This is a genomic window from Lactiplantibacillus plajomi, assembly GCF_005405405.1.
Taxonomy (GTDB): domain Bacteria; phylum Bacillota; class Bacilli; order Lactobacillales; family Lactobacillaceae; genus Lactiplantibacillus; species Lactiplantibacillus plajomi.
Genome location: NZ_BJDZ01000026.1, coordinates 22,475 through 44,513, shown reverse-complemented (window position 1 = coordinate 44,513; position 22,039 = coordinate 22,475). Strand labels below are relative to the sequence as shown.

General features: G+C 38.0%; 18 protein-coding genes and 3 pseudogenes. 15 read left to right on the top strand and 6 right to left on the bottom strand.

Going from position 1 to position 22,039, the window contains the following annotated elements; all coding sequences use genetic code 11:
* The first annotated feature begins 60 nt into the window (after nucleotides 1-60).
* The 3 genes and pseudogenes from FFM82_RS10550 to FFM82_RS10540 all read left to right on the top strand — a co-directional run bounded on the left by FFM82_RS10550 (nucleotide 61) and on the right by FFM82_RS10540 (nucleotide 3,036).
* Nucleotides 61-1,571 (top strand): annotated as a pseudogene (locus tag FFM82_RS10550) (type IA DNA topoisomerase).
* A 121-nt stretch (nucleotides 1,572-1,692) separates the two neighbouring features.
* The gene (locus FFM82_RS10545; protein WP_039106706.1) at nucleotides 1,693-1,908 is read left to right on the top strand and encodes a hypothetical protein; all 216 of its coding nucleotides are present in this window, start codon (nucleotides 1,693-1,695) and stop codon (nucleotides 1,906-1,908) included.
* A gap of 3 nt (nucleotides 1,909-1,911) precedes the next feature.
* Nucleotides 1,912-3,036, top strand: a pseudogene (locus tag FFM82_RS10540) (ArdC-like ssDNA-binding domain-containing protein).
* A gap of 157 nt (nucleotides 3,037-3,193) precedes the next feature.
* On the opposite strand, the gene FFM82_RS13925 reads toward FFM82_RS10540, so the two are convergent.
* Nucleotides 3,194-3,256 carry a putative holin-like toxin gene (locus tag FFM82_RS13925; RefSeq protein ID WP_222843308.1) on the bottom strand — a complete coding sequence of 21 codons (63 nt, stop codon included), beginning with the start codon at nucleotides 3,254-3,256 and terminating at the stop codon, nucleotides 3,194-3,196.
* A 213-nt stretch (nucleotides 3,257-3,469) separates the two neighbouring features.
* On the bottom strand, nucleotides 3,470-3,781 hold the full coding sequence (locus tag FFM82_RS10530) for a restriction endonuclease subunit S (RefSeq protein ID WP_080500092.1): 312 nt from the start codon (nucleotides 3,779-3,781) through the stop codon (nucleotides 3,470-3,472).
* On the opposite strand from FFM82_RS10530, the gene FFM82_RS10525 reads away from it, so the two are divergent.
* The 3 genes from FFM82_RS10525 (at nucleotide 3,780) to FFM82_RS10515 (ending at nucleotide 7,163) form a co-directional block, all read left to right on the top strand.
* Entirely contained in the window at nucleotides 3,780-4,166 is a 387-nt protein-coding gene (locus FFM82_RS10525) for a hypothetical protein (RefSeq protein ID WP_035454452.1), read from the top strand. The two genes, FFM82_RS10530 and FFM82_RS10525, sit on opposite strands and share 2 nt — an antisense overlap.
* Before the next feature lie 131 nt (nucleotides 4,167-4,297).
* Entirely contained in the window at nucleotides 4,298-5,662 is a 1,365-nt protein-coding gene (locus tag FFM82_RS10520) for an NAD(P)/FAD-dependent oxidoreductase (RefSeq protein ID WP_137645784.1), read from the top strand.
* Nucleotides 5,663-5,909: 247 nt separating this feature from the next.
* The gene (locus tag FFM82_RS10515; RefSeq protein ID WP_225425684.1) at nucleotides 5,910-7,163 is read left to right on the top strand and encodes an IS110 family RNA-guided transposase; all 1,254 of its coding nucleotides are present in this window, start codon (nucleotides 5,910-5,912) and stop codon (nucleotides 7,161-7,163) included.
* A 183-nt stretch (nucleotides 7,164-7,346) separates the two neighbouring features.
* Here FFM82_RS10515 and FFM82_RS10510 read toward each other — a convergent pair.
* A pseudogene (locus FFM82_RS10510) lies at nucleotides 7,347-8,599 on the bottom strand (ISL3 family transposase).
* Nucleotides 8,600-8,847: 248 nt separating this feature from the next.
* Between FFM82_RS10510 and FFM82_RS10500 the strand changes: the two are divergent.
* The 5 genes from FFM82_RS10500 to FFM82_RS10475 all read left to right on the top strand — a co-directional run bounded on the left by FFM82_RS10500 (nucleotide 8,848) and on the right by FFM82_RS10475 (nucleotide 14,422).
* A complete protein-coding gene (locus tag FFM82_RS10500; RefSeq protein ID WP_137645783.1) occupies nucleotides 8,848-9,444 on the top strand; it encodes a recombinase family protein in 597 nt (198 codons plus the stop codon).
* 114 nt (nucleotides 9,445-9,558) lie between these two features.
* Entirely contained in the window at nucleotides 9,559-11,595 is a 2,037-nt protein-coding gene (locus tag FFM82_RS10495) for a KUP/HAK/KT family potassium transporter (RefSeq protein WP_137645782.1), read from the top strand.
* A gap of 383 nt (nucleotides 11,596-11,978) precedes the next feature.
* On the top strand, nucleotides 11,979-12,416 hold the full coding sequence (locus FFM82_RS10485; protein ID WP_137645781.1) for a MarR family winged helix-turn-helix transcriptional regulator: 438 nt from the start codon (nucleotides 11,979-11,981) through the stop codon (nucleotides 12,414-12,416).
* Between the two features lie 377 nt (nucleotides 12,417-12,793).
* Nucleotides 12,794-13,348, top strand: coding sequence for a recombinase family protein (locus FFM82_RS10480; RefSeq protein WP_137645780.1), 555 nt, complete (start codon nucleotides 12,794-12,796; stop codon nucleotides 13,346-13,348).
* Nucleotides 13,349-14,158: 810 nt separating this feature from the next.
* Nucleotides 14,159-14,422 carry a hypothetical protein gene (locus FFM82_RS10475; protein WP_137645779.1) on the top strand — a complete coding sequence of 88 codons (264 nt, stop codon included), beginning with the start codon at nucleotides 14,159-14,161 and terminating at the stop codon, nucleotides 14,420-14,422.
* 305 nt (nucleotides 14,423-14,727) lie between these two features.
* Here the strand turns inward: FFM82_RS10475 and istB are convergent, their stop codons facing one another.
* Both istB and istA read right to left on the bottom strand, forming a co-directional pair.
* Nucleotides 14,728-15,465, bottom strand: a complete 738-nt coding sequence (istB, locus tag FFM82_RS10470; protein WP_003555349.1) for an IS21-like element helper ATPase IstB — start codon at nucleotides 15,463-15,465, stop codon at nucleotides 14,728-14,730.
* Nucleotides 15,466-15,474: 9 nt separating this feature from the next.
* The gene (gene istA, locus FFM82_RS10465; RefSeq protein ID WP_003555353.1) at nucleotides 15,475-16,698 is read right to left on the bottom strand and encodes an IS21 family transposase; all 1,224 of its coding nucleotides are present in this window, start codon (nucleotides 16,696-16,698) and stop codon (nucleotides 15,475-15,477) included.
* A 132-nt stretch (nucleotides 16,699-16,830) separates the two neighbouring features.
* Between istA and FFM82_RS10460 the strand changes: the two genes are divergently transcribed.
* The 4 genes from FFM82_RS10460 (at nucleotide 16,831) to FFM82_RS10445 (ending at nucleotide 19,188) form a co-directional block, all read left to right on the top strand.
* The gene (locus FFM82_RS10460; RefSeq protein ID WP_137645778.1) at nucleotides 16,831-17,106 is read left to right on the top strand and encodes a class IIc cyclic bacteriocin; all 276 of its coding nucleotides are present in this window, start codon (nucleotides 16,831-16,833) and stop codon (nucleotides 17,104-17,106) included.
* Nucleotides 17,107-17,197: 91 nt separating this feature from the next.
* Entirely contained in the window at nucleotides 17,198-17,671 is a 474-nt protein-coding gene (locus FFM82_RS10455) for a stage II sporulation protein M (RefSeq protein WP_170178280.1), read from the top strand.
* A gap of 186 nt (nucleotides 17,672-17,857) precedes the next feature.
* Nucleotides 17,858-18,541, top strand: a complete 684-nt coding sequence (locus FFM82_RS10450) for an ABC transporter ATP-binding protein (protein WP_105517955.1) — start codon at nucleotides 17,858-17,860, stop codon at nucleotides 18,539-18,541.
* Between the two features lie 2 nt (nucleotides 18,542-18,543).
* Nucleotides 18,544-19,188 carry an ABC-2 transporter permease gene (locus FFM82_RS10445; protein ID WP_137645776.1) on the top strand — a complete coding sequence of 215 codons (645 nt, stop codon included), beginning with the start codon at nucleotides 18,544-18,546 and terminating at the stop codon, nucleotides 19,186-19,188.
* An 855-nt stretch (nucleotides 19,189-20,043) separates the two neighbouring features.
* Here the strand turns inward: FFM82_RS10445 and FFM82_RS10440 are convergent.
* The gene (locus tag FFM82_RS10440) at nucleotides 20,044-22,038 is read right to left on the bottom strand and encodes a helicase HerA-like domain-containing protein (protein WP_170178278.1); all 1,995 of its coding nucleotides are present in this window, start codon (nucleotides 22,036-22,038) and stop codon (nucleotides 20,044-20,046) included.
* Nucleotide 22,039: the final 1 nt, after the last annotated feature.

The window sequence follows — 22,039 nt, the reverse complement described above, 5'->3', positions numbered from 1 at the left end:
GAGAAAAATTTGGTACGTAGAGCGTGCTCGATTAGTTACGTATAGCTGCCAGCCTTGTGTATGGTCTATCAAAGAGACCAGGTAAACAAAACCTTTAAGCCGAAACCCTATTTTGAACTAAATGCTGAAATTCTTGCTAATTAACAAGAATTCGTCGCAAAATTAGACCCCTATCAGCAATTTAAAGACGAAACAGGGCTAATAACATTCATGCAAGCTAAACACGTTCAGAAAGGATCACAGGCCGGTTTAATCAAGGACGTCCAAAAGCAAGGCAAAAACGAGCTAGTCCACAACTATTCTCGCTATCTAGTCTCCAAAGTGCCATGAATAAACGTTATCACGCCAGCGCCAGCCAAACCTTAGCGGCTATTCAAAGCTTATACGAAGACAAAATGCTCAGTTATCCCCTCACCGATTGTGCTTATATCACTGATGAAGAATTTGATTATTTAGTGGCTAATCTGACGAAGTATCTGGGTTTGGTCTCTAAGCCAGTCGCTTTAACCAATACCACCCCAAATAAGCGCTATGTTAATGGAAAAAAGGTTGAAGAACACTACGCCATTATCATGACTAAAGTCGTGCCGACGAAAGAGAAACTAGCCAGCTTGCCTAAATTACAGCAACAGGTCTATGATTTGGTTTTAAGAACGACGTTAGCGATGTTTGCTGATCCATACGAGTACGAGGAAATCACCATTATTACCCAAGTCGGCGATGCTAATTTTAAAGCAACCGGTAAGGTCCCAACTAAGCAAGGCTGGCAAGCTTTATTTGATGATCACAAAGCCGAACAGCAAGAAGCAGCAACTTTACCGCTCGTTCACCAAAGCAATCAAGTCCAAGCAAATCTGCAAACGCCGCAAAAAGAAACGACCCCGCCGGTACCATTTACCGAAGGTACCCTGATTACGGCCATGAAGACGGCCGGTAAAACGCTTGATGATGAAGCAGCCCAGGCGATTCTCAAAGACGTGCAAGGCATTGGGACAAGTGCGACCCGGGCAAATGTACTGGAAATATTAAAAAAACGCGGCTATCTCGTCACTGAAAAAAATAAGCTGCACGTCAGTGAAGCCGGGATAACATTATGTGAAGCGGTCGAACTCGAACCCTTGCTAACTAGTCCAGAAATGACAGCTAAATGGGAGCAAGCATTACAGCAAATCAGTACCGAAGAACGCACCCCAGATAACTTTTTGAGCCAGATTAAGAAGTTTGTGGCGAAGTTAATTGCTGATGTCCCCACACAATTAACCGGCAATGCAGCCATTAAGCAACAAATCAATCACCAACAGCAAGCACAAAAGTCCGACGAGGTCTTCTTAGAAACACCGCAAGCGACCGTTTTAAATAAACAGAAGTTTTACATTGTAAAGCCTAAGCAAGGCGAAGACTTTACTCTACCCAAGAAATGGAGCAGCAAAGCCCTCGGTAAAACTGCAGTCAAAGCCTTAGTCACCAAGGGTAAAACCAGCAAACTAAAGGGGTTCAAGAGCAAAAAAGGTAAGTCGTTTGACGCCAAGCTAAAACTTGACGGTCATAAATTAAGTTTTGATTTTGATTAGAACCTGCCTACCGCCCTACACTACGTTCCGGTTGGTTAACCCGTCATTTAGGTTCACTTTTACAATCCTAAAAGTAAACCTGAACAACGGGTGAGATTAACAAAGCAAAGGAGATCATAAAATGGATAATAAATTAGAAGTCATTGGGAGTGAATTACCCGTTTTGCAGGCTAAAGGAACCTACAAGTATCTAAAAGAAATCACTGGTAACGGAGCCTATTATCAAGTGGCTTGGCAAAAATTGTCTGACGGTTACGTTGCCCTTTATGGCACGACCTCAATTCAAACAAAAGTGGCGCCCATACTGAATGATATTTTTGAAGATGAGGAGGGGTAACTTATGCCAAATAAAGCAGATGTTAAGGCTTGGAAAGCACAATTAGTCGCCCAGGCTGAACAGTAAATCCTAAAATTAACTGATAGTGACCAATTTAAAAAGTATCTCAATACCCTGGCTAAATTTCATCGTTATAGCGCCAGAAACATTGATTTAATTTATGCGCAAAATCCGCAAGCCACTCAAGTCGCCGGTTTTAAGCAATGGCAGAAGGCTTTTAACCGCACCGTCAACCGGGGCGCAAAAGCGATTCGGATTGCGGCTCCGATCATTAAGAAGCTAACACCAGCCGAGCAGAAGCATCTTTATACCACCGATGAGCGCGCCATTGTCGGTTATCGCTATCTACCCGTCTTTGATGTGGCACAAACTAGCGGTGAACCAGTGTTAAGTGCTAAAGACTTTGTCAAAGAAAATTTGGCCGATCATCAGAATGTGACAAGCTTGTATAACGCATTCAAGGACTATCTAAACCAGCAAACCGACCTTAAAGTCAGTGAAGTGCCTTTAGCGACGCTAAATGGGGCTAAGGGGTATTTTCAACCCAGCACTAATGAAATCGTCATTGGTGGCGATGAGCCCGACAATGCTTTGAAACTAAAGACGTTATACCACGAATATGCGCATAGCCAGCTACACGGCTTAAAATCAGCCTTTAAAGATCGGCCACGAGCCTATCAGGAAACCCAAGCCGAAGCGGTTGCGTATGTTGCCATGCAAAATATTGGCGTTGATACCAGCAACTACTCACTCGGTTACGTGGCCACCTGGGCTAAAGATAAAGCCGTGATCCATAGCGCTTTAAGTGAAATCCAGCAAGTGAGCAACAAAGTGATTGAACTTAGCGATGGCTTAACCAAACAATTAGGCTTACAAGAAGCCCCAAAAGAGCCTGAGCATGATCTAAAAAAGCTATCAGCCCATAATCTTAATAAGTCCTATCAAGGCTTGCAACAACAAGTTCAGCAAGCAAGAAACCCACAACAAAAATCAGAACTAAAAAATAAACTAAATGATATACACCATGAAATCAGTGAGCGAACACAAAAGCAACTGCAAGCATTTGCTAAACAAAATCCAGAAATTAAACAACCAGATTCTGAACCTGATCAAAGCCTAAAACGTTAGCCAGTTTTTAAAGGGCATGCTATAATGGAGACAGAAAAAGGAAGCCCCGCCGAAAACAGGACTTCCCACGCAAGCCGCTTCAAAGGCGGTGGCATAATTACAAAACTATATTAATGTCGTCCCGTAACTCGCCAAAGTTATAATCGGGGCGGCTTTTTTATTTGTGGTGCTTGTCGATATAGCTGAGTAGCGCGATTAAAAACGTGCCAAACAGTAACATCAACGAGAGTGTCTGGAAGACGCTCATTGACTGTGAAACCTTCCTGAAGATTATTCCATGTTCCCATGGGCCTCACCTCGCAAGGGAAAAGACAGCCACCGCCCTTAAAACTTCCTACGTAATCCATTATACAGGTGAATTAAGTATTGACCAAGCACAATAAAAATTAAGTCATGGGGTTTCATAGGATCCTAAATTTGATCAAATTAAGAATCAGCAAAACATCTTTTGTAAAAAGCCTTTTTTCTGTTCTTTCAACAAATCTAACTTACGCTGATGAAGAGCGATAGTTTTATCCAGACACCGCAGCAAGTAAGAAATTGGTTTTTGTTCTTTTGTATTTGGAATCAGAACTTGCCATTCAGTAAACACTGGTTTACGCAATGAAGGCACAGTTCCCTGAACGTTCATGCGAAGTGCGTGCTTACGGAATCCATGACGAAGCAGCTGAATAAGAAATTCTGTCATAACTTGGCGGTGTTTAGGAATATAGTTGAATAGCAGAACATAGGAGGTAAAAATCATGACAAAAATAATGAACGAAGATTTTTTAGATGTTTTACAAGACAAAGGGCCGGCAACGATTGTCTCGATTAATGGTAATCCAGCTAGCGTAGTTAATACTTGGTCACAATATATTAACGTGGTTTCTGATGATATAATTTTGATTCCAGCTGCGGGGATGCACTCGATTGAACAAGATTTTGAAAAAGATCCAAAACATGAACTGATCATTACGATTGGTTCTTACAATTATTCAGGAACCGCTGGAATGGGTCGCGGTTATCATATTCATGGCAGTGGTCAATTCATTAATGAAGGCGCATATTTTGACCAAATGAAAGCCCAATTTGATTGGATTCGCACTGTATTAGTTGTGAAGATTCATGATGTTGAGCAGAAGATATAGCAAAAAAGTTTGGAGCGTCAACTCCAAACTTTTATTTTTAATCAATTTATTGAGCAAAATATGATAGACATTAAGTAATAAGTGTTACCCTTGAAAATGTAATGAAGAAACTATTGTGTTAGGAGGATTTTATGGATAAACGTAAAATTGTAATTGTTGGTGCTTCACATGGTGGTCATGAATCAGCAATTGAGCTGTTGGATAAATATAATGATGTAGATGTAACTGTTTATGAAGCTGGCGACTTTATTTCATTTATGTCCTGTGGTATGCAATTATACTTAGAAAATAAAGTTACGGCTGAAGATGACGTCAGAAACTTTGCTCCTGAAGATGTTGAAAAGAAGGGCGGTCATGTTTATGCCAACCATGAAGTAACCGCGATTCATCCTGAACATAAGACAGTAACAGTTAAGGATTTAACCAATAATTCTGAAGAAGAAGTTCAATATGATAAGTTAATTCTTTCATCAGGTGTAACGCCAAAGGTTTTACCAGTACCTGGCAATGATCTTAAGAATATCTATTTAATGCGTGGACGTGATTGGGCTTCTAAGTTAATGAGTGCTGTTAACAATCCAGCAATTAAGAATGTTGCTATTGTTGGTGCTGGTTATATTGGTACTGAAGCTAGTGAAGTATTTGCTAAAGCTGGCAAGCATGTAACTTTAATGGACATGATTGATCGTCCATTAGGAACTTACTTGAACCCTGAATTGCTTGATGTTTTGGAACCTACCTTTAAGAAGAATATGGACTTGAAGATGGGCGTTAAAATTGAAGGCTTCAACGGTAATGAAAAAGTTGAAAGCGTCAAGACCGATCAAGGCGATATACCAGCTGACTTGGTTGTTGTTTCAGCAGGGGTAACTCCTAATACTGATTGGCTAAAGGACACAGTTGATTTAGATCAAAGAGGCTGGATTAAGACTGATCCATACTTGAGAACGAATGTTAAAGACGTTTACGCTATTGGAGATGCAATTTTGCCACTTTCTATTCCAGCAGGTAAGCCAATGCCAATTGCTTTAGCTACTACTGCTAGAAGAGAAGCACAATATGTGGTTGATCATATCTTTGAAGATAAGCCAGATCGCTCTTTCAAGGGTGTTATCGGTGCTTCAGCTCTTAGCGTCTTTGACTATCACTTCGCTACTGCGGGATTAAATAAGTTTTCAGCTGCTAAGAATAAGCTTGATTATCAAACTAGCTTCTATGAAGATCATATGCGTCCAGCTTATGTCCCAGAAGCAGATAATCCTAAGGTATATGTCAGCTTAACCTTTAATCCATATACTCACCAAATCTTAGGCGGTGCTGTCCTTTCTAAGTATGATATTACTGCTCAAGGCAATGTTTTAGCTTTGGCAATTAGTCATAAGATGCGCTTGGAAGACTTGGCTGAACAAGACTTCTTCTTCCAACCAGGATTTGACCGTCAATGGAGTTTGCTTAACCTAGCTGCTCAACATGCATTAGGTATGGCAAGATTCTAATTTAATCGTTAATAAAAATAAATTATAAAGATAAAAACTAGTCATGTTTAACGGCTCTTTGTCAAACATCCTAAAGTAAGAGGTATCAAGATTGTGACGACAATCTTGATACCTCTTTTACTATACTTAAATTGAGGTTGAGGTCGTCAACATCAGTGGAATATACATTCCGAGTGTCAAACTGGCCCAACAACACGTAGTGAACAGTTAGATTTAGGATGTGGGTCCTTGAGATCGAATTTAGAAAATGAACGAATCTGCGAAGTTGTTACCTCAAAAATATATGGAAGGCGATAAAGTGCACGTTTTAGGTATTGATGTGAGTCGTGGAAAGAGTAATTGTGCTCTTTTACACGATCATACGGTTATTAAGGAGTTTCAGATTATCCATAATAAGTCTGGATTGGCAAAGCTCAAGTCAATAATTACGAGTGATCTGCCAGTCATGGCAGTATTTGAAACGACTGGTATTTATTCTAGAGTTCTGACTCGTTTTTTTAGCGAGGAAGGAATGAATTACCTTAAAATAAATCCTTTGGAGTCCTCAATTCGCATGGCGGGGTTGAGAAGGCAAAAAACAGACCGTTCAGATGCAGTTAAATTAGCGCTCCTGGGAATTGATCAGAAGTCACTGATTCATGGTCGTAGACCATATTCAAGGCCATATGAGCAACTTCATTTAATGGCACACCGCTATCTAGAAATAACTAAAGAGAGGTCCCGGATTATCAATCATTTACATGCCGCACTTGATCAAACATTTCCCGAGTTAAACGATATATTTAACCCAATTCGATCAGTGCTCGGCTTAACTTTTGTTAGTCTCTTTCCCCACCCTGATTTTTTAACAGGATATATTCCAGGAACGATGGCAAAACAAATCATTGGCTTGGTAAGTCCTAAAATCCATTCGGATTTAATCGTACGTAGATGTAATGAGGTCTGGCAGGCAGGCCAATTGTCGTACCCAGCACAACCTGCGAATTCATTTCTAACTAATCAAATCCATAGTTATTGTGAAGAGATTCAGCGATATAATCAGGCCCATGACTTATTAAAACGCCAATTGATCACTTACGCGAAAACTTTTCCGGAGTTTAAACTCATTGCGAGTATTTCTGGGGCGGGAGAGATATCAACTGCCCTGTTACTAGGATTTACAGGAAAAATAGCGAGATTCCCAAGTTATAAGCAGCTGAATGCTTACGTAGGAATAGATCTACGACGAACCCAATCCGGAGGGCTCAAAGAAGCTGACCGGATTAATCGGAGAGGCCAAAGTAGTGCCCGTTATATTATGTTTGAAATGATTAGATCCATGCTTAGAAATAAAGCACGCATTGATAATCACATTGTGGATTACTACTATAAGTTAAAAAAAGGACCACATCCTAAACCGGATATGGTTGCCATGATTGCTTGTGTGAACAGGCTTGATAGGACGATTATGAATTTGGTCCGCACAAACCAAATTTATAATTACGCAAGAACTTCCCATTAAGCAGACTATTTAAATACCAGTATAGTTGATATTTATGACAGCTTTTTTCTGTCAAAAAGCTATCACTGTTTAGTGTACTCTTTTTTTTAATAAGTTGATACTTGACATCATATTAGAACTGGTGTTGAAGAATAAATTTATCATTTGAGGCGGTTCTCCATTTGGGGAGCCGTCTTTGTCATGTTATGCCGTGATTTGGTAGATTCGTTTGAAGAAGTTCAGCTGATTCTTGAAGCCAAAACAGGATCGTTTGAGTGACTTGATGAGGCGGTTAACCCCTTCGATCGGACCGTTGGAATAAGGGCTGGTGACAGCGGCGAGAACAGCGACTTTGTGTCGCTTAAGCGTCGCGATCGTCATGTCCATTGCCGTACCGTTTGGCTCGTAAGTAGCTAACAGGTTTGCCAGTTCCGCGGGATGTTTCTTTACCATCAAAGCATCATGAAGCGCTAAGTAGGTCTCGTAGGTTTGCTTGAGCTTGGGCTCAGTATCAAGTGCGATATCGATGGCCTCCTGTTGCGTGACGTCTTCATTCAAACCAAACAGGAACTGTTTGTGTTTAGCGTCAGGCGCAGTTTGATGAAAAAGCCGCCAGTTTGTCTTCATGATCTTATAAGGACGGCTGTGCTTGTCATCAAGCTGTTTGAGCGCTTGGACGCGTACCTGATCAAGGGCACGAGCCGCGAGTTGAATGATATGGAACCGATCAATGACGACTTGGGCCTTGGGGAAAACCTCATGAATAATCGTCTGATAAGCTGCATTCATGTCCATGGTGACCGTCTGGACCCGAGTGCGTTCAGCGAGTGAATAATGAGCGATGAAGAAGTTTTTAATCGTGCGATTGAATCGGTCACCAAGCAAGGCAATCAGACGATGTGAATCGGCATCAAGACAGATAAACGACATCATGCCATGAGTGGAACGGAACTCATCAAAGCAGAGTCGCGTGGGTAGCCGACGAGCCGGTCGGAGTTTGAGATTTTGGTCAATGATCCGTTGAACCGAGGAGGCTGAGATTCCGATAATACGGGCGACGGTTTTGAACGGCAACCGTTCATGCGCTAACTTCATGATTCGTTCTGTCATGTGAGCGGCGATCGTGTGGTTGGGTTGCACGAGTGGCGTCTTGGCACTGACTGTGTGGTAACAGTTATGACAGCGCCATCGTTGCTTGTGCAAGTCAATGACTGTCGGCATTTCAACCCCGTTGAGGACGCGCACGTGGGCCGTGTAAAACCCGTTAGGGTGCAAGGCCTCAAAGCCACAAAGCCACACAGTGGGCACCGGGTTAACCGGTAAGTCAGCTCGGCATCAATCACATGATACTGGCGGCGACGTACCCCGTTGCCGCGATATTCATGACGAACAAAGGCTACTTTGATATTATGGTCTGGTATTCCAAGGACGGACAGTGTAGGATCGTATTGGGACATTTACTCATAACCTCGCTTGCTTTTGGTTTCGACGCTAACAAGCATAGCATGGACACTGAGTAGGTGTCTTTTTGCGTTATCCAAAAAGGGCCTATACGTTCAGTGTTGATTATTTCTCAACACCAGAAAGTGTAGACCCATAATAGCGCAAAAAGACCACTAGGGTATACCCTATTGGTCTTTTTTATTTCTGTGCTATACTAGGAATTACAAGTGTTCATTAGAACTGTCCAAAAGGAGAACTGGAAATGGCTAAAATCGGTTATGCGCGTGTGAGTTCCAAGGAGCAACATTTAGATCGACAGTTAGCGGCTTTAAAAGACGTTGATAAATTATTTACGGATAAATTAAGTGGGGCTAACACTAATCGACCAGAACTGCAAAAAATGCTCGCCTATGTTCGCGAGGGTGATATTGTCCTGGTCACTGAATTAGATCGCTTAGGCCGAAACAACCAGGACTTAACTAAGATCATGAACACCATTCAAAATAAGGGGGCCACCCTAGATGTGTTAAACTTGCCGTCCATGACAGGGATTGCGGATCCTAATTTACGCCAGCTCATGACGAATCTCATTATTGAACTGTATAAATATCAAGCTGAAAGCGAACGTAAGCGGATCATTGAACGGCAGCAACAAGGGATTGCCCTCGCTAAACAGCAGGGTAAATATCATGGTCGGAAACCTCAATATGCCGAAGATGATCCCCGTTTACTACATGCTTTTAAACTTTACCAGACGGGCATGAGTGATGTCGATGTTGCCCGTAATACAGGAATTAAACGGACAACCTTTATAAGGTATCGAAAGAAATTTAATGTTAAGGTAGATTGTAAATTATGAGCTTCTTTAAAGTGATTTCATTATGATGTATATGGCATAGTTGCTTTTCTTCGTGTTTAGGCTTACTATTTTGCAGTGCTATATTTCAATAATTAGCGTTGGAGGCAAGCAAATATGAATAAGCAACTAGAACGTGTTTCTTTTGCGGGGGCACTTGTTACTTTAGGAATTGTGTACGGTGATATTGGCACTTCACCATTGTATGTTATGAATGCATTGATTGGTGACGCCGGTAAAATGGGAAATATTTCTCCCAATTACGTGATTGGATCGATCTCGTTGATTTTTTGGACATTAATGATCATTACAACGTTGAAGTATGTTGTCATTGCAATGCAAGCCGATAATAAGCGTGAGGGCGGAATTTTTGCTTTATATGCATTGGTTCGAAAAAATTCAAAATGGTTAATTTGGCCAGCCTTGATTGGCGGGGCGGCCATTTTGGCCGATGGAACATTAACTCCTGCAGTAACTGTGACTTCAGCCATTGAGGGATTAAAAAAACAACACCTTGGCCCTGTGGTGTTTAGTAATTCTCAACATAACGTCTTGATTATCACAACAGTTGTTCTACTCGTATTATTTATGATTCAACATTTTGGAACAGGTATGATTGGGAAATCCTTTGGACCAGTGATGATTTTATGGTTTGGCTTTTTGGCTGTCTTTGGAATCGTTAATCTAATCAATTATCCAATGATATTGAAGGCTATTTCTCCTTATTATGCAATTAGGATACTATTCAGTCCAGTTAACAAAGTGGGAATCTTTATACTTGGAAGTATCTTTTTGGCAACCACAGGAGCAGAGGCTTTATATTCCGATATGGGTCACGTTGGCAAGCAGAATATTTATGTAACATGGCCACTAGTATATAGTACCCTATTTTTAAATTACTTAGGTCAAGGTGCTTGGATAATTAGACATGCAGGTGATACTGCTTACAGGAACTTATCGAACTTAAATCCTTTTTATGAAATGCTCCCCGGAACTTGGCGCCTAGTGGGCATTTTGCTAGCCACACTCGCTGCAATTATTGCCTCTCAAGCGTTGATTACGGGTTCTTACACTTTAGTCGATGAAGCAATTGGCTTAAAATTTTTACCTAGAATGGTTATTAGACATCCAAGTAATATAAAAAATCAAATTTATATTGCAACTGTTAACTGGATACTATGTATAATAACAATTAGTGTAGTCTGGTTCTTTGGTAGTTCACAAAAAATGGAGGCCGCGTATGGTTTAGCGATCACTATTACCATGCTTATGACTACTGTGCTTTTGCATGAATTCTTAAAGAAACACCTGGCTAAGGGAACAGCACTTATAATTGCCTTGTTTTTTGGTTTTATTGAGTTAATCTTTCTAATTTCAAGTTTGGTTAAGTTTATTCATGGCGGTTATGTTACGTTAACAATCATGTTGGGCATTCTTTATATTATGTGGCTTTGGTACTTTGGAAATAAACGAAGAGAACATTATGAGAAAGAAAGCGAGTATGTTTCACTTCTTGACTATCGTGATCAACTCTCTAAATTAAGCGCAGACAATACAGTACCTTTGTTCACGACTAACTTAGTGTATATGACTAAAATTAAGGGTGATTACCAAATTAAGCGTAGCACCATGTATTCTATTCTCGACAGACAACCTAAAAGAGCTAAAGTTTATTGGTTTGTTACAGTCAATGAAACCAATGCACCTTATGAAAGTAATTATACAGTTGATTTACTTGAGACGCATAATGTTGTTAACGTTCAACTTTACTTAGGGTTTAAGAAATCTCAATCCGTTAGTGTCTATTTACATCAAATTGTAAATCATCTAGTGGAACAAGGTATTTTAGAACCACAAATACCCACGTATTCAACAGAGCGACAACGGAAAGTCGGCGACTTTAAGTTTGTTATTATAAAGGAACAACCAGCAGATTTAATTGTCAATGATAAGTTAAGCTCGTTAGATAGAAGATTGATTGGCGGGCGCATCTATTTGCAGAAAATTACGGCCTCACCTATTTCATGGTATGGTTTGGAGTTTAGCAATGTCATAGAAGAAAGTTCTCCGTTATTTATTACTCAAGATCAGGATCAATACTTAATCCAAAAGAAAATTTATCATCGAGGCAGATTAAGTAAGACTGAAAAATGAGTATGCAGTAGTTTAAGTGCAACAACTAAGTTAGAAAAATTATATTTAGTTTTAGGTAGATTGTAAAATTAACCTTCAATGCATATTAATAATATTTCTAACGTTCATAATGAGTTTGAATCAATTTATTATAATAAGAATTATAAATAGTTTATCGACAGATTTTAGAGTTTCTATTAACCCGAGCCAATCAACGATGCTGCTAAACCGGTTCAGGCTGGTCAAACAGAGGCTACTAATTTTGTAGATCAATGGTTGCCTCGAACTGATGAAACTGACCAACGACATATGACACTGAGGGGCTTATTACTATTAGCCATGAGTAGTTTGTTATAACTCTTCGGAATGACTCAGCGGCAGTACAAAGAATAGGATGATATTATATGCTAAATCAGCAGCAAATTAAGAACCAGTTTGAGAGCTTAACAACCCTGCAAGCTATTCAGAATCAGGCATACCAGATGTTAGTGCAAGGACTGGCCAAAACTGAATTTTCAATGCGTGAGTGGGGAATATTAGTCTATCTTGAACAACATGGGCAAGCTACTGCTAGTGAATTAGCTGATGCATTCACGGTCACGCGCACACTAATTTCCAGGAATACTTGGCGATTGATTCAAGATAATTTAATTCAATCACAAGTGAATCCAAATGATCGACGAATTGTTTGGCTATCTTTGACTGTTAATGGCCAAGAAAGGGTCCAGGAAGGTGTTTGGCAAGTGCAAGCGAACTTAAAAGCTTTCAACCAGAGTCACAATCTGGAGAAGTTGACTAAACAAGTGGAAACTTTGTCACAACAACTTGCTAGGATAAATTAAAGTTTTTTCAAGATAAGTCAAGATGTACTAATGTAAATAAAGATCAGTCTGTTAAAATCTTTGGGTTTTGGCAGACCGGTCTTTTATTGAAATGAAGAAAATTTAAACATTAAGATTATTTTAGTCTCGTGACAATAATCATTTTGTATACCTAAGTAATTAATCGAGCATTGCAAGTGGCAAAGTTTCTCACCATTAAAAAAGCTTAGATATATTTAGATACAAATTTTTTGACGTTTTGAATATGTGATAATTAAAGTGTTTAAATAGAACGAACCAGGTCACAACTTAACAGTTGTGGCCTCTTTTTTGATACTGTATAATTAAAAGGTTAGAACCGTGTCATTACTTAATGACATAAGTAAGGAGATAAAAAGATGAAATATGGCTATGCGCGGGTCAGTACCACTGATCAAAAATTAGCAAATCAAATTGAGTTACTAAGATTGGCAGGAGCAGAAAAAATCTTTCAAGAAAAGTTTACCGGCACAACTACCGAACGACCGGAGTTTCAAAAACTGTTGCGCGTTCTAAAAACAGGTGATACTTTGCTTGTCACTAAGCTGGATCGGTTTGCACGGAACACGCGCGAGGCATTAGCCATTATCCAAGAGTTGTTTAAAGAAAATGTCAAAGTCAACATTTTGAATATGGGCTTAATTGACAATACGCCGACTGGCCAATTAGTCTTTACAATATTTAGCGCCTTTGCGCAGTTTGAACGCGATATGATTGTCACGCGCACACAAGAAGGTAAATTGTATGCCAAGCAACATGATCCGTTGTTTCGGGAAGGGCGACCGAAAATGTATTCTGATGAACAGATCAGATTTGCTTATGAGTTGCGAAAACAAGGCATGACTTATAAGATGATTGAACGAAAGACGGGGATTAGTAAACGCACGCAACAGCGAAGGTTTAAGTCGATTTAAAAATAGGTGTTTTAAGAATTGAATGTTTAATTAATCACGTACGACGGGGATTGCCGCTTTATTAAACAGTTGTGAGAGAAATTTATTTAGGGATTTTAAGCACTATTTATACCTGTTGTGCTATTGAGGTTAGTTGTGATAAGGATTAATTTGTACTACAAAAGGCCTACTCAATTGTTAGTTGAGCAGGCCTTTTGTGGGTATTTTGATTAGAGCTATTAACCCTATGCTAATTATAAGGCTTAGCTTTCAAATGGACCATACTATTATCCAAATTATGATTTGTTAAGGTGGTGTTGTCATAGTTACTGAATTGAATCAATTGGGCAGAAAAAAGAAAAATTTAACTAAGACCATGGACACCATTCAAAATTAAGGGAACGTCATCCTAAATCTATTGCCAATGGCGGGAATTGTTGATTTTTATTTATGCCAACTCGTGACCACATCTTATCATTGGATGGTATGAATGATGTTGACAGAAAAACTAGCATTAGAGACCTCCTTGTTATATATAGTAAAGGATACTAAACGAAATAGATTAAATATAGTATGGTAGATTGCAAATTTGTCCAAAAATTCGGATTAAATTTGCAATCTACCGAATAGCTATGTTACACTACTTTTAATTAAAGAAATCGTTTGAGTATCGAGAGTTCGGTTAGTGGCTACACACAATGACCCGACAGCAACGTACAAGGGAAGCCTTGCAACGTGCTTCAATGTAGATTGATATTCTCCTAAGTAAGGAACCGCTTAGTGTGAATATTAAGCGGTTTTTTTAGTGAAAAAATATTTAGGAGAATTACTATGGAATTAGACAATTCAATACAGCAAATGATAACAAAAGATTTAGTACAAAAAATGATTACTTCTATGGGTGGACAATCGAAAAGTGGTATTTCGAACATTGATTCAAAAATATTAACTGTTTTAGAACAACTTTATCGTGAGTTAAATTTTAGACCGTGCTCTTTGGCTACTTCTTTAGCCCATAGATATAGGAAAAATGATTTAACTGATGAATTAATAAGGTTGTTAGGTTATCAATCAGTGATGAGCCTTTGTAATTAAATAAAAAATAGGCCAGCAGATTACACTAAGTAGCTTGCTGGTTTTTATTACGTTAAAATCGGTTTTAAGACGTTTTATTATGCTTGGGTATATAAAAATTAAGCAATGCACCTTAAAATCGCTTAGAAGACGTTTTAAAGTGTCTATACGATGTGCTGTGTTGTGGCGTGGTGTTTGATTGTTTGGTGTTGAACGTATAGATTAGATACTATGTTACTCCAAATTAACCAGCGACCGCTTAAAATATGTCAAGGGCAGTTTAAAAATGTAGGTTTTCGGCAGAAAGAAATGTAGGTTTTCGGCAGTTACTTGAGGCCACGTAATCGGTAAGATTTACCAGTGATCTTCACTACGTGAACATGATGAACCAAGCGATCGAGAATGGCTGCTGTCACAGTTGGGTTCTGGAAAATATCAACCCAAGCGGATAGATCACTATTGCTGGTAATGATCGTTGAATGCTTTTCATAGCGGGCATTGACTAGCTGAAATAAGAGGTTAGCTTCTTGGTGACCAATTGGCAAATACCCAATTTCATCAATAATTAATAGGTCATAGCGCGAATAGCGGCTTAGAGATCGATCAAGCAGTCCTTTTTCGTAAGCTGCTCTCAATCTAATCAACAGCTCATGACAATTAATAAAGAGAACCCGACAGCCCTGTTTACAGGCCTCAATCCCAATACTAATTGCCAAGTGGGTTTTACCGACTCCCGGATTGCCAATAAAGATTAAGTTTTCAGACTTTTCCATAAAAGCCAGATTCTGGAATTCCAGAACCTCTTGGCGATTAATACTGGGTTGAAAGCTAAAATCAAATGTATCTAGGGATTTTGTATTGGGGAACCGAGCACGGCCAATGGCCCGTGCAATCTGACCTTCGTGTCGATTCTGGAGTTCCGAATTAGTTAAATCAATTAGCGCCTCAGTTAATGACAGATTATCAGTGTGAATTTGATCAAGGTAATTCGGCAAGTATTCACGGATTTTGTTTAACCCTAAGCGCTCAAGATTATTTAAAAGAATTTGATTATTAGTGGTCATGGTAGCCTCCTATAAGTTGTCGTAATCAGTCATATGTTCACGAATGTAAGCTGAAATGTCTTCATCTGTCCGCCCTTTAAGCAAATCAGATTTGAGGATATTGAACTGATCTTGGGGGTCATAATTCAGCGAATTGGTAGTTATGGAGTGCGTACGAATTTCTTCTCCGTTATAATAAATGTGGATGCGCTGCTCATCATTGGAGATTTCAACAGCAACCGTACAACCAATGTATCGCGGATCTACTGAGTACTTACATTTGCGGAAATTGATCATGGCCTCCTTCGAAACGACACGGGTAATGTTTTCTTCGAAGTATGGTTCAAGGAGATTAACTGGAACGCGATGAAGGTACTCTTTTTCTTCGTCTAACCATTTCAGGTACGGGACTTCGTCCGTGGCCTGCGAAGTTTCATGATTTAGATCATCTCGGAGCATATGAACTAGTTCGATTAGCTCAGTTCCATCAGCAAATTCAGTATTGTATGGCCGTAAACGTTCAACCGTGCGAGCAAGGGCTTCAACTGCACCTTTAGTTTGTGGTCTGAATGGTCGACAAGCAATTGGTGTGAAACCGGCATCTTTACAGAATTCGTGGAACCGTTCGTTAAAGACAGCGTGGCCAAACTGGGATTTTGTATGATCCACAACGGTTTTCATATTATCAAACCAGATTTCCGTCGGAATACCTCCGGTATGAAGGAAAGCGTCGTGTAAGCAAGAAAAGAGGGTATCTTGGCTCCGATCAAAGGTTAGTGTCATATATTTGAGTTTTGAATAAGGCAATACATACAAGAAAATATTGAATTTAAACAGCTCACCCTCGCTGCTCACTAGGGCCATTTCTTCTTTCCAGTCAACTTGAGCAGAGAGACCAGGGGAATGTTCAATCCGAATGGTAGCTTTCTTAACTCGTTCTCGGCGGGTTTGGCGACAATAATCTTTCACGAGGGTATAGCTGCCGGTAAAGCCCTTCTTCTGGATAAATTTAAAAATTGAAGCAGCCGAACAATTTAGTTCAAGCTTTGAATCGATGGTTTGCTTGAATGGATCCAGTAAACTTGGCCGTTTCGGTCGACCACTTGGTCGGCCCTTAAGTCCAGCTTTGACTTCCTCATAGGCTTTCTTAACGGTTCGATAATCAACATTATATTGCCGGGCAATCTCGGCGAAGTTAGGCTTAATATTTTCAGTCACGTAAATCGTCACTCCTTCTCTTAAATCACGTCTCACATCAAATTCCTCCTACACTCTGATGTGATTCATGATACAAAAAATGTAGGAAAACCAACAGTTCTAACCTGCCGTTTTCCTACATTTTACGGGTGCCTTTTACACACAAGCTTCTAAAAAGGAGGAATTACTATGCTTTCAGCATATCGTAGCAGGTTAGGATTGAACAAATTTGAGGTTACTATTTTAATGATCATCTCTCTTTTTATTTTATTATTTGCCACAGTTAATATTGTATGGATTGCAAAACAATTTGGTGTGCATTTGACAACAAAGCTTACACAAAAGGCTTTAGATTTATTATCTTCTGGAGCATCTTTGGGTACCGTGGCAGCTGTTATCTTAGGCGTTACATTGCCAGGATGGGCAGTTGCAGCAGCTGGGGCTCTCGGGGGTACCGCAGCTTAATTTATTATATACATTAGAGATTGGGTCTAGCATGACCAATTCGCTAGTCTCAATCTTTTTTATTTATTTGTAAAGTGAAGTGACCATCTTTGTGAATAAATCACGGAGTAATATACCTGCTTTATTGATAGTATTTATAATTTTTCTAATTTTAGGTGTCTTATTTAGCAAATATTTCGCAACTGCAAGCTCTCAACATTCATTGGATTCGTTTAAAGTAATTCATTTAAACTGGTTTACTGAAATTATCTTTAGAAATACAATAGCATTTTTAGTATTAAGCTCTACTCTTTTTTTAGGAAATATAGTGAGTGTTATATTCTTTTGCGTTAATGGCTTTAACGTTGGTCTGATATGCGGTCAATTACCAATCTTTCAAAGTATCGTTTTACTCTTACCACATGGTATTATTGAAATAACTTCATATGTATGGTTAGTATATGCTGTAACACATGTTAATCACATGAAAATTAATATAATAAGAGCCTACTGTCTTTTGTTCCTTGCAGCGATAATTGAAGTTTTTGTTACTCCAGAATTAGCCTTATGGTTGTTAGGAGATTAACTATGAAAAATTTAGATATGTTAGTACGTGTCATTACAATTATTGTATTGTTAGCGACAATAATTGCATTTTTCTTCCAGGGCCTCAGTACTATAACTTATGTATGTGCAATAATTACAGTAATATTGTCTTTTGTATATCAACTAATTAAACGGCATACAGATTAACTACCAAGGAGCGAGAATAATGTGTATGACTAAGGTGAGTATGAGTCACGTCAAGAAAAAATACGATAATTTTATATTGAGCGACATAAATTTTCAAGCAAAAGAAAAAGAAATCATTGGTTTAATTGGTGAAAACGGTGCCGGAAAAACTACACTATTAAAATCAATTGGAGGAATCAATAAGATAGATTTTGGGACTATTAAAAAAGATTTTAAGGAATTGGGATTTTGCTTTGACAGCATTCCATTTCCTGAAGAACTAAATATTCTTCAGTTGGAACACGTATTTCAAAACATTGGAATAAACTGGGATACCCAAGCTTTTTGGCCTTATATTAAAGCACTTCAATTACCTACTAAAACACCGATATCTAATTTTTCCAAAGGAATGAAAATGCAACTAAACTTATGCATTTCTATTTCACATCATCCAGATTTATTGTTGTTAGATGAAATAACTAGTGGCCTTGATCCTCTTATGCGCCGAAAAGTGTTGCGCCTAATCAAAAAATATGTAGATCAAAATGACTGTTCAGTAATAATTACCACCCATAATTTGAATGATGTTGTAGAAATCTGTACTCGTTTTGATTTGCTAGATCACGGAAAAATTATTTTGGAAAAAAGTATGCAAAACTTTGGGCCAGAAAACCTTGAGAAACTATTTGAAGAAACAGTACAAAAGGCGAAGTTAGGTGAATAAATATGCTTGGATTAATGTTAAAAGATTATTATCAGCTGTGTGATAAGTGGTTCAAAAAGACATATTTGTTAGGTGTATCTTTTTCTTTAATTATAGCCTCAATTTTTCTAAAAAGTGATAGTTGGATAGTAGCAACATTGGTATCAATGATAATGATTAATAGCATTCAATCACTCTTTCTATCCGATAATAAAAACAACTGGATAGATTTTTTAACAACTTTATCTATTAAAAAATCTATAAGTGTTCTTGCAAGGTATCTATTTGTTATCATTATCTGCGCTGTAACTGCTATACTGAGTGGACTATTTTTTCTAGTGATATCATTATTTTTCAAAGGTATTAATATTGAAAGTATCATGATTGTTCCTATTTGCTTATTTACGGTTTCAATAATTTATATATCCTTTATTCTTCCTTTTTTATATGCTTTTCAGCAAAACGGACTGACTGTTGGTGTGTTAATGATTTTAGGGATAGCTTTTGTAAGTATACGTTTTTTTGGTGTTTTGTCTAAAATAAAAAAATTAATTTTACTAGATTCTAAAATTGAATTAATATTTCTTGTTGCTCTTACTTTAATTATAACTGTTGTTTTGTCATACAGTATTGCCTACGTAATTAGTTTAGTTAGAGGAGAAGACTAAATATGAAGTTTAGACATACAATATTATATTGGACTTTCGCATGGGGAGGATTACTTACATTAGCGATCCTAAGAATATTTAAAACATTCAAAATCCTGCCTAATTCTAACCGTGTTTTAAAGGGAATTCCTATTGGTATAGCAGCACCTACCTTTGGAATCTTGTTATGTTTGGTAGTTTTTATATCAGCTTTGGGAACTTACCTAGTATTCTTTGCATTTAATAAAATCAAACGGTTGAGCCTTACATTCTTACCTCGCTTTAAAACAAAGGTATATGACATTTATCTGTCTTCGTATATTGTATATAATTTACTATATGTCATTTATATCTACTTATACGAAAAAACAGCAACCAACTTTCAAATAAATATTTTTAGCTTGCTACTTGGAACTTTTATCAGCTTTCTAATATTTAACTATCTTAGAAAGCAAAAAATATCTTTAAAAAACAATATAGAATTTTCAAGTACAATTCTTGTAATAAATATTATAACACCCATATATAGCTTAATTTTTTTATAGATTATCATGCGATTTTATAAAAATAAACCAGCCAATATAACAAAAATAGCCTAGAGCTACTAGTCCAATCCAAAATAAGCCCCGTTCAAATATCATAATTATAGCAGGCACTATTGTACATATAACATAGATAACCCCAATTGATACTTTTGAGAATCTACTCATGTCCTTTACCTCCGTTAACTTTCATAATGCATAAAGTAACCTCGAAATCATCATATACTAAAGAATAAGAAGTGCAATGTATATTTTATGGGGGAAATAGATGAAAAAAACAATATTCTAAAAAAATTGCTCCCTAACTATTCGTTCAGAGGCCTATGCAAGTCGTTTAAATTCCTTGCATTGTATTGCGCGTATAAACCTTACGTGCATACTCTTCTTCGCTCTTTGCCCCTTTAGTTATTAAATAAAATGAATGGTCTTCTAAACGCTTGATACTATCAGGCTTAACCACAAACTTATTTACACTTCTGACCGTTCCCCGTGCCGCTTTGGTATCAATGCGGGCAAATATGCCCCCTTTATCTTCGGTCATAATTGTTTTGTCGAGATCTTCATATGTTCCGACCAAATTTGCGACATAATCTGCACTCTCGGGGTCATTTGAACGCCCTAACATAAATGTATTTACATTATCTCTGATTCGCTTATCTAAGCCCGGGCCATTGGTGTTCAAGTCTTCCATAGACTGAACACCTAGAACCGCCCCAAACTTTGCGCTGCGCGCTTTAGCGAGCACGTCGATAATCTTATCATTGGCGTAACTGCCCCACTCGTCAAAAAAGCCGATTGCGCCTTTAAAGTCGTTACCTGCATTAAATTTTTGTGTAACCGCAGTTGCAACATCACTAACCACAAACCGCCCTAATTTTGGTATTAACGAACCATAATTATTGCTGTTAAAACTAAATAAAATTACATCGGTTGTATCTAAAAAGCTTGTCATATCAATACTATTTTCTGTTTCACTTAGTTTATATCCTAAATCAGATATAACTAGCAACTCAATTTGTACCTTTAAACCATAAATATTTTTCATGACGTTACTTTCATTTTCTTTAAACGCCTTAAAGTCTTCATCATCAAAATTTTCTTTTTCAAAAAATAGTTTTGTGTACTCCCTCGCTTTTTCGCTTAGATCATAAACAACTACTTTTTTATCAACGTATTTTGCTTCTTCTTTCTTTTCAGTTCCTACAAGCCCTGTATCTCCTGTTTTTCCGCCTTTTGGTTTAACTTTTTGCTTAACGATTTTCTCACGTTTCGTACTATCTGATTTTAGAGTTTTCCAAATATTATCAAAGTTTAGATACTCTAGTAACGTTGGTAAATCACGCTTTATTTGATATGCGTCCATAAACTTAATTACTTTTAGCAACATGTTATCACTAACATTTTTATAAAATGGCTCGCTCCAGTCGAAAACACTCATTAATCTTTCTTCAACCCCCGACGGCGCACCATTTTTAATCGGGTTGTATGTTGTTTCTGTGTTGTCCGAAAAAACTTTAAATTTACGTCCGTATTTCTTGGCCAACTTTCCTAAATCATGTTCAATTTGCGGGTCACCTTTGGCTTCCACATAGATTACAGGTAAACCAACTTTCATACATGCTTCTGCTTGTGCCAACATAGCTACTGTTTTACCTGAACCCGTTGTACCTTGTATTAATTCGTGCGTAAACAACTGTTTTAGCGGTAATTCTACCGCATTGCCTTTTATGTCAATTCCAAAATAAATATCGTTCTTTTTCTCGCTATTTCTCCATTTTTCTTGTTGTTTACTCGTTATACTTTCGCGCTTTTTGAAAATTTTTTGGAATTGATCAGACTTCAAAAACTTGCCTTGACTATCTTCTTTAGTTTTAACGAAATAATTTGCCTGTAATTTATTAATTACTAACGCAACAATAAAAGCTACTGCAACACCTAACACGATTTCCAGTACATAACTTTGCCACGTGATTTCAAACGTTTTTCCATGGTTAAAAACGTTCTCCACTATCTGCATTAATTTTGCAGGGAACATATTTTTGTAAATACCCAAAAACTGAAATAATGCCGTGATTTTAAACTTCATCAACAGTAAAACAAATACAATTAGACTAATTCCACTAACTAATGGCAACCACTTCATTTTTTTTAAAGCGACCGCAAACCCTCCAACCAAAAAACTAACGATTAAAGCGGGTAAAAACAGTCCTAGCGCGATTAACAGTACAATTCCACCTATCAAAACACCTGCAAAGATTCCAATCTCACGATCTGTACTACTTTGCCCGTTTCCACCCTTCTGATTATCATTATCCGGATAATCAAACATT

What these genes read in the sequence shown, in the direction of transcription:
- FFM82_RS10545 (WP_039106706.1), top strand. Translation starts at nt 1,693, where the DNA reads ATGGATAATAAATTAGAAGTCATTGGGAGTGAATTACCCGTTTTGCAG.
- FFM82_RS10525 (WP_035454452.1), top strand. Translation starts at nt 3,780, where the DNA reads ATGACAAAAATAATGAACGAAGATTTTTTAGATGTTTTACAAGACAAA.
- FFM82_RS10530 (WP_080500092.1), bottom strand. Translation starts at nt 3,781, where the DNA reads ATGATTTTTACCTCCTATGTTCTGCTATTCAACTATATTCCTAAACAC.
- FFM82_RS10520 (WP_137645784.1), top strand. Translation starts at nt 4,298, where the DNA reads ATGGATAAACGTAAAATTGTAATTGTTGGTGCTTCACATGGTGGTCAT.
- FFM82_RS10515 (WP_225425684.1), top strand. Translation starts at nt 5,910, where the DNA reads ATGAACGAATCTGCGAAGTTGTTACCTCAAAAATATATGGAAGGCGAT.
- FFM82_RS10500 (WP_137645783.1), top strand. Translation starts at nt 8,848, where the DNA reads ATGGCTAAAATCGGTTATGCGCGTGTGAGTTCCAAGGAGCAACATTTA.
- FFM82_RS10495 (WP_137645782.1), top strand. Translation starts at nt 9,559, where the DNA reads ATGAATAAGCAACTAGAACGTGTTTCTTTTGCGGGGGCACTTGTTACT.
- FFM82_RS10485 (WP_137645781.1), top strand. Translation starts at nt 11,979, where the DNA reads ATGCTAAATCAGCAGCAAATTAAGAACCAGTTTGAGAGCTTAACAACC.
- FFM82_RS10480 (WP_137645780.1), top strand. Translation starts at nt 12,794, where the DNA reads ATGAAATATGGCTATGCGCGGGTCAGTACCACTGATCAAAAATTAGCA.
- FFM82_RS10475 (WP_137645779.1), top strand. Translation starts at nt 14,159, where the DNA reads ATGGAATTAGACAATTCAATACAGCAAATGATAACAAAAGATTTAGTA.
- istB (WP_003555349.1), bottom strand. Translation starts at nt 15,465, where the DNA reads ATGACCACTAATAATCAAATTCTTTTAAATAATCTTGAGCGCTTAGGG.
- FFM82_RS10460 (WP_137645778.1), top strand. Translation starts at nt 16,831, where the DNA reads ATGCTTTCAGCATATCGTAGCAGGTTAGGATTGAACAAATTTGAGGTT.
- FFM82_RS10450 (WP_105517955.1), top strand. Translation starts at nt 17,858, where the DNA reads ATGTGTATGACTAAGGTGAGTATGAGTCACGTCAAGAAAAAATACGAT.
- FFM82_RS10445 (WP_137645776.1), top strand. Translation starts at nt 18,544, where the DNA reads ATGCTTGGATTAATGTTAAAAGATTATTATCAGCTGTGTGATAAGTGG.
- FFM82_RS10440 (WP_170178278.1), bottom strand. Translation starts at nt 22,038, where the DNA reads ATGTTTGATTATCCGGATAATGATAATCAGAAGGGTGGAAACGGGCAA.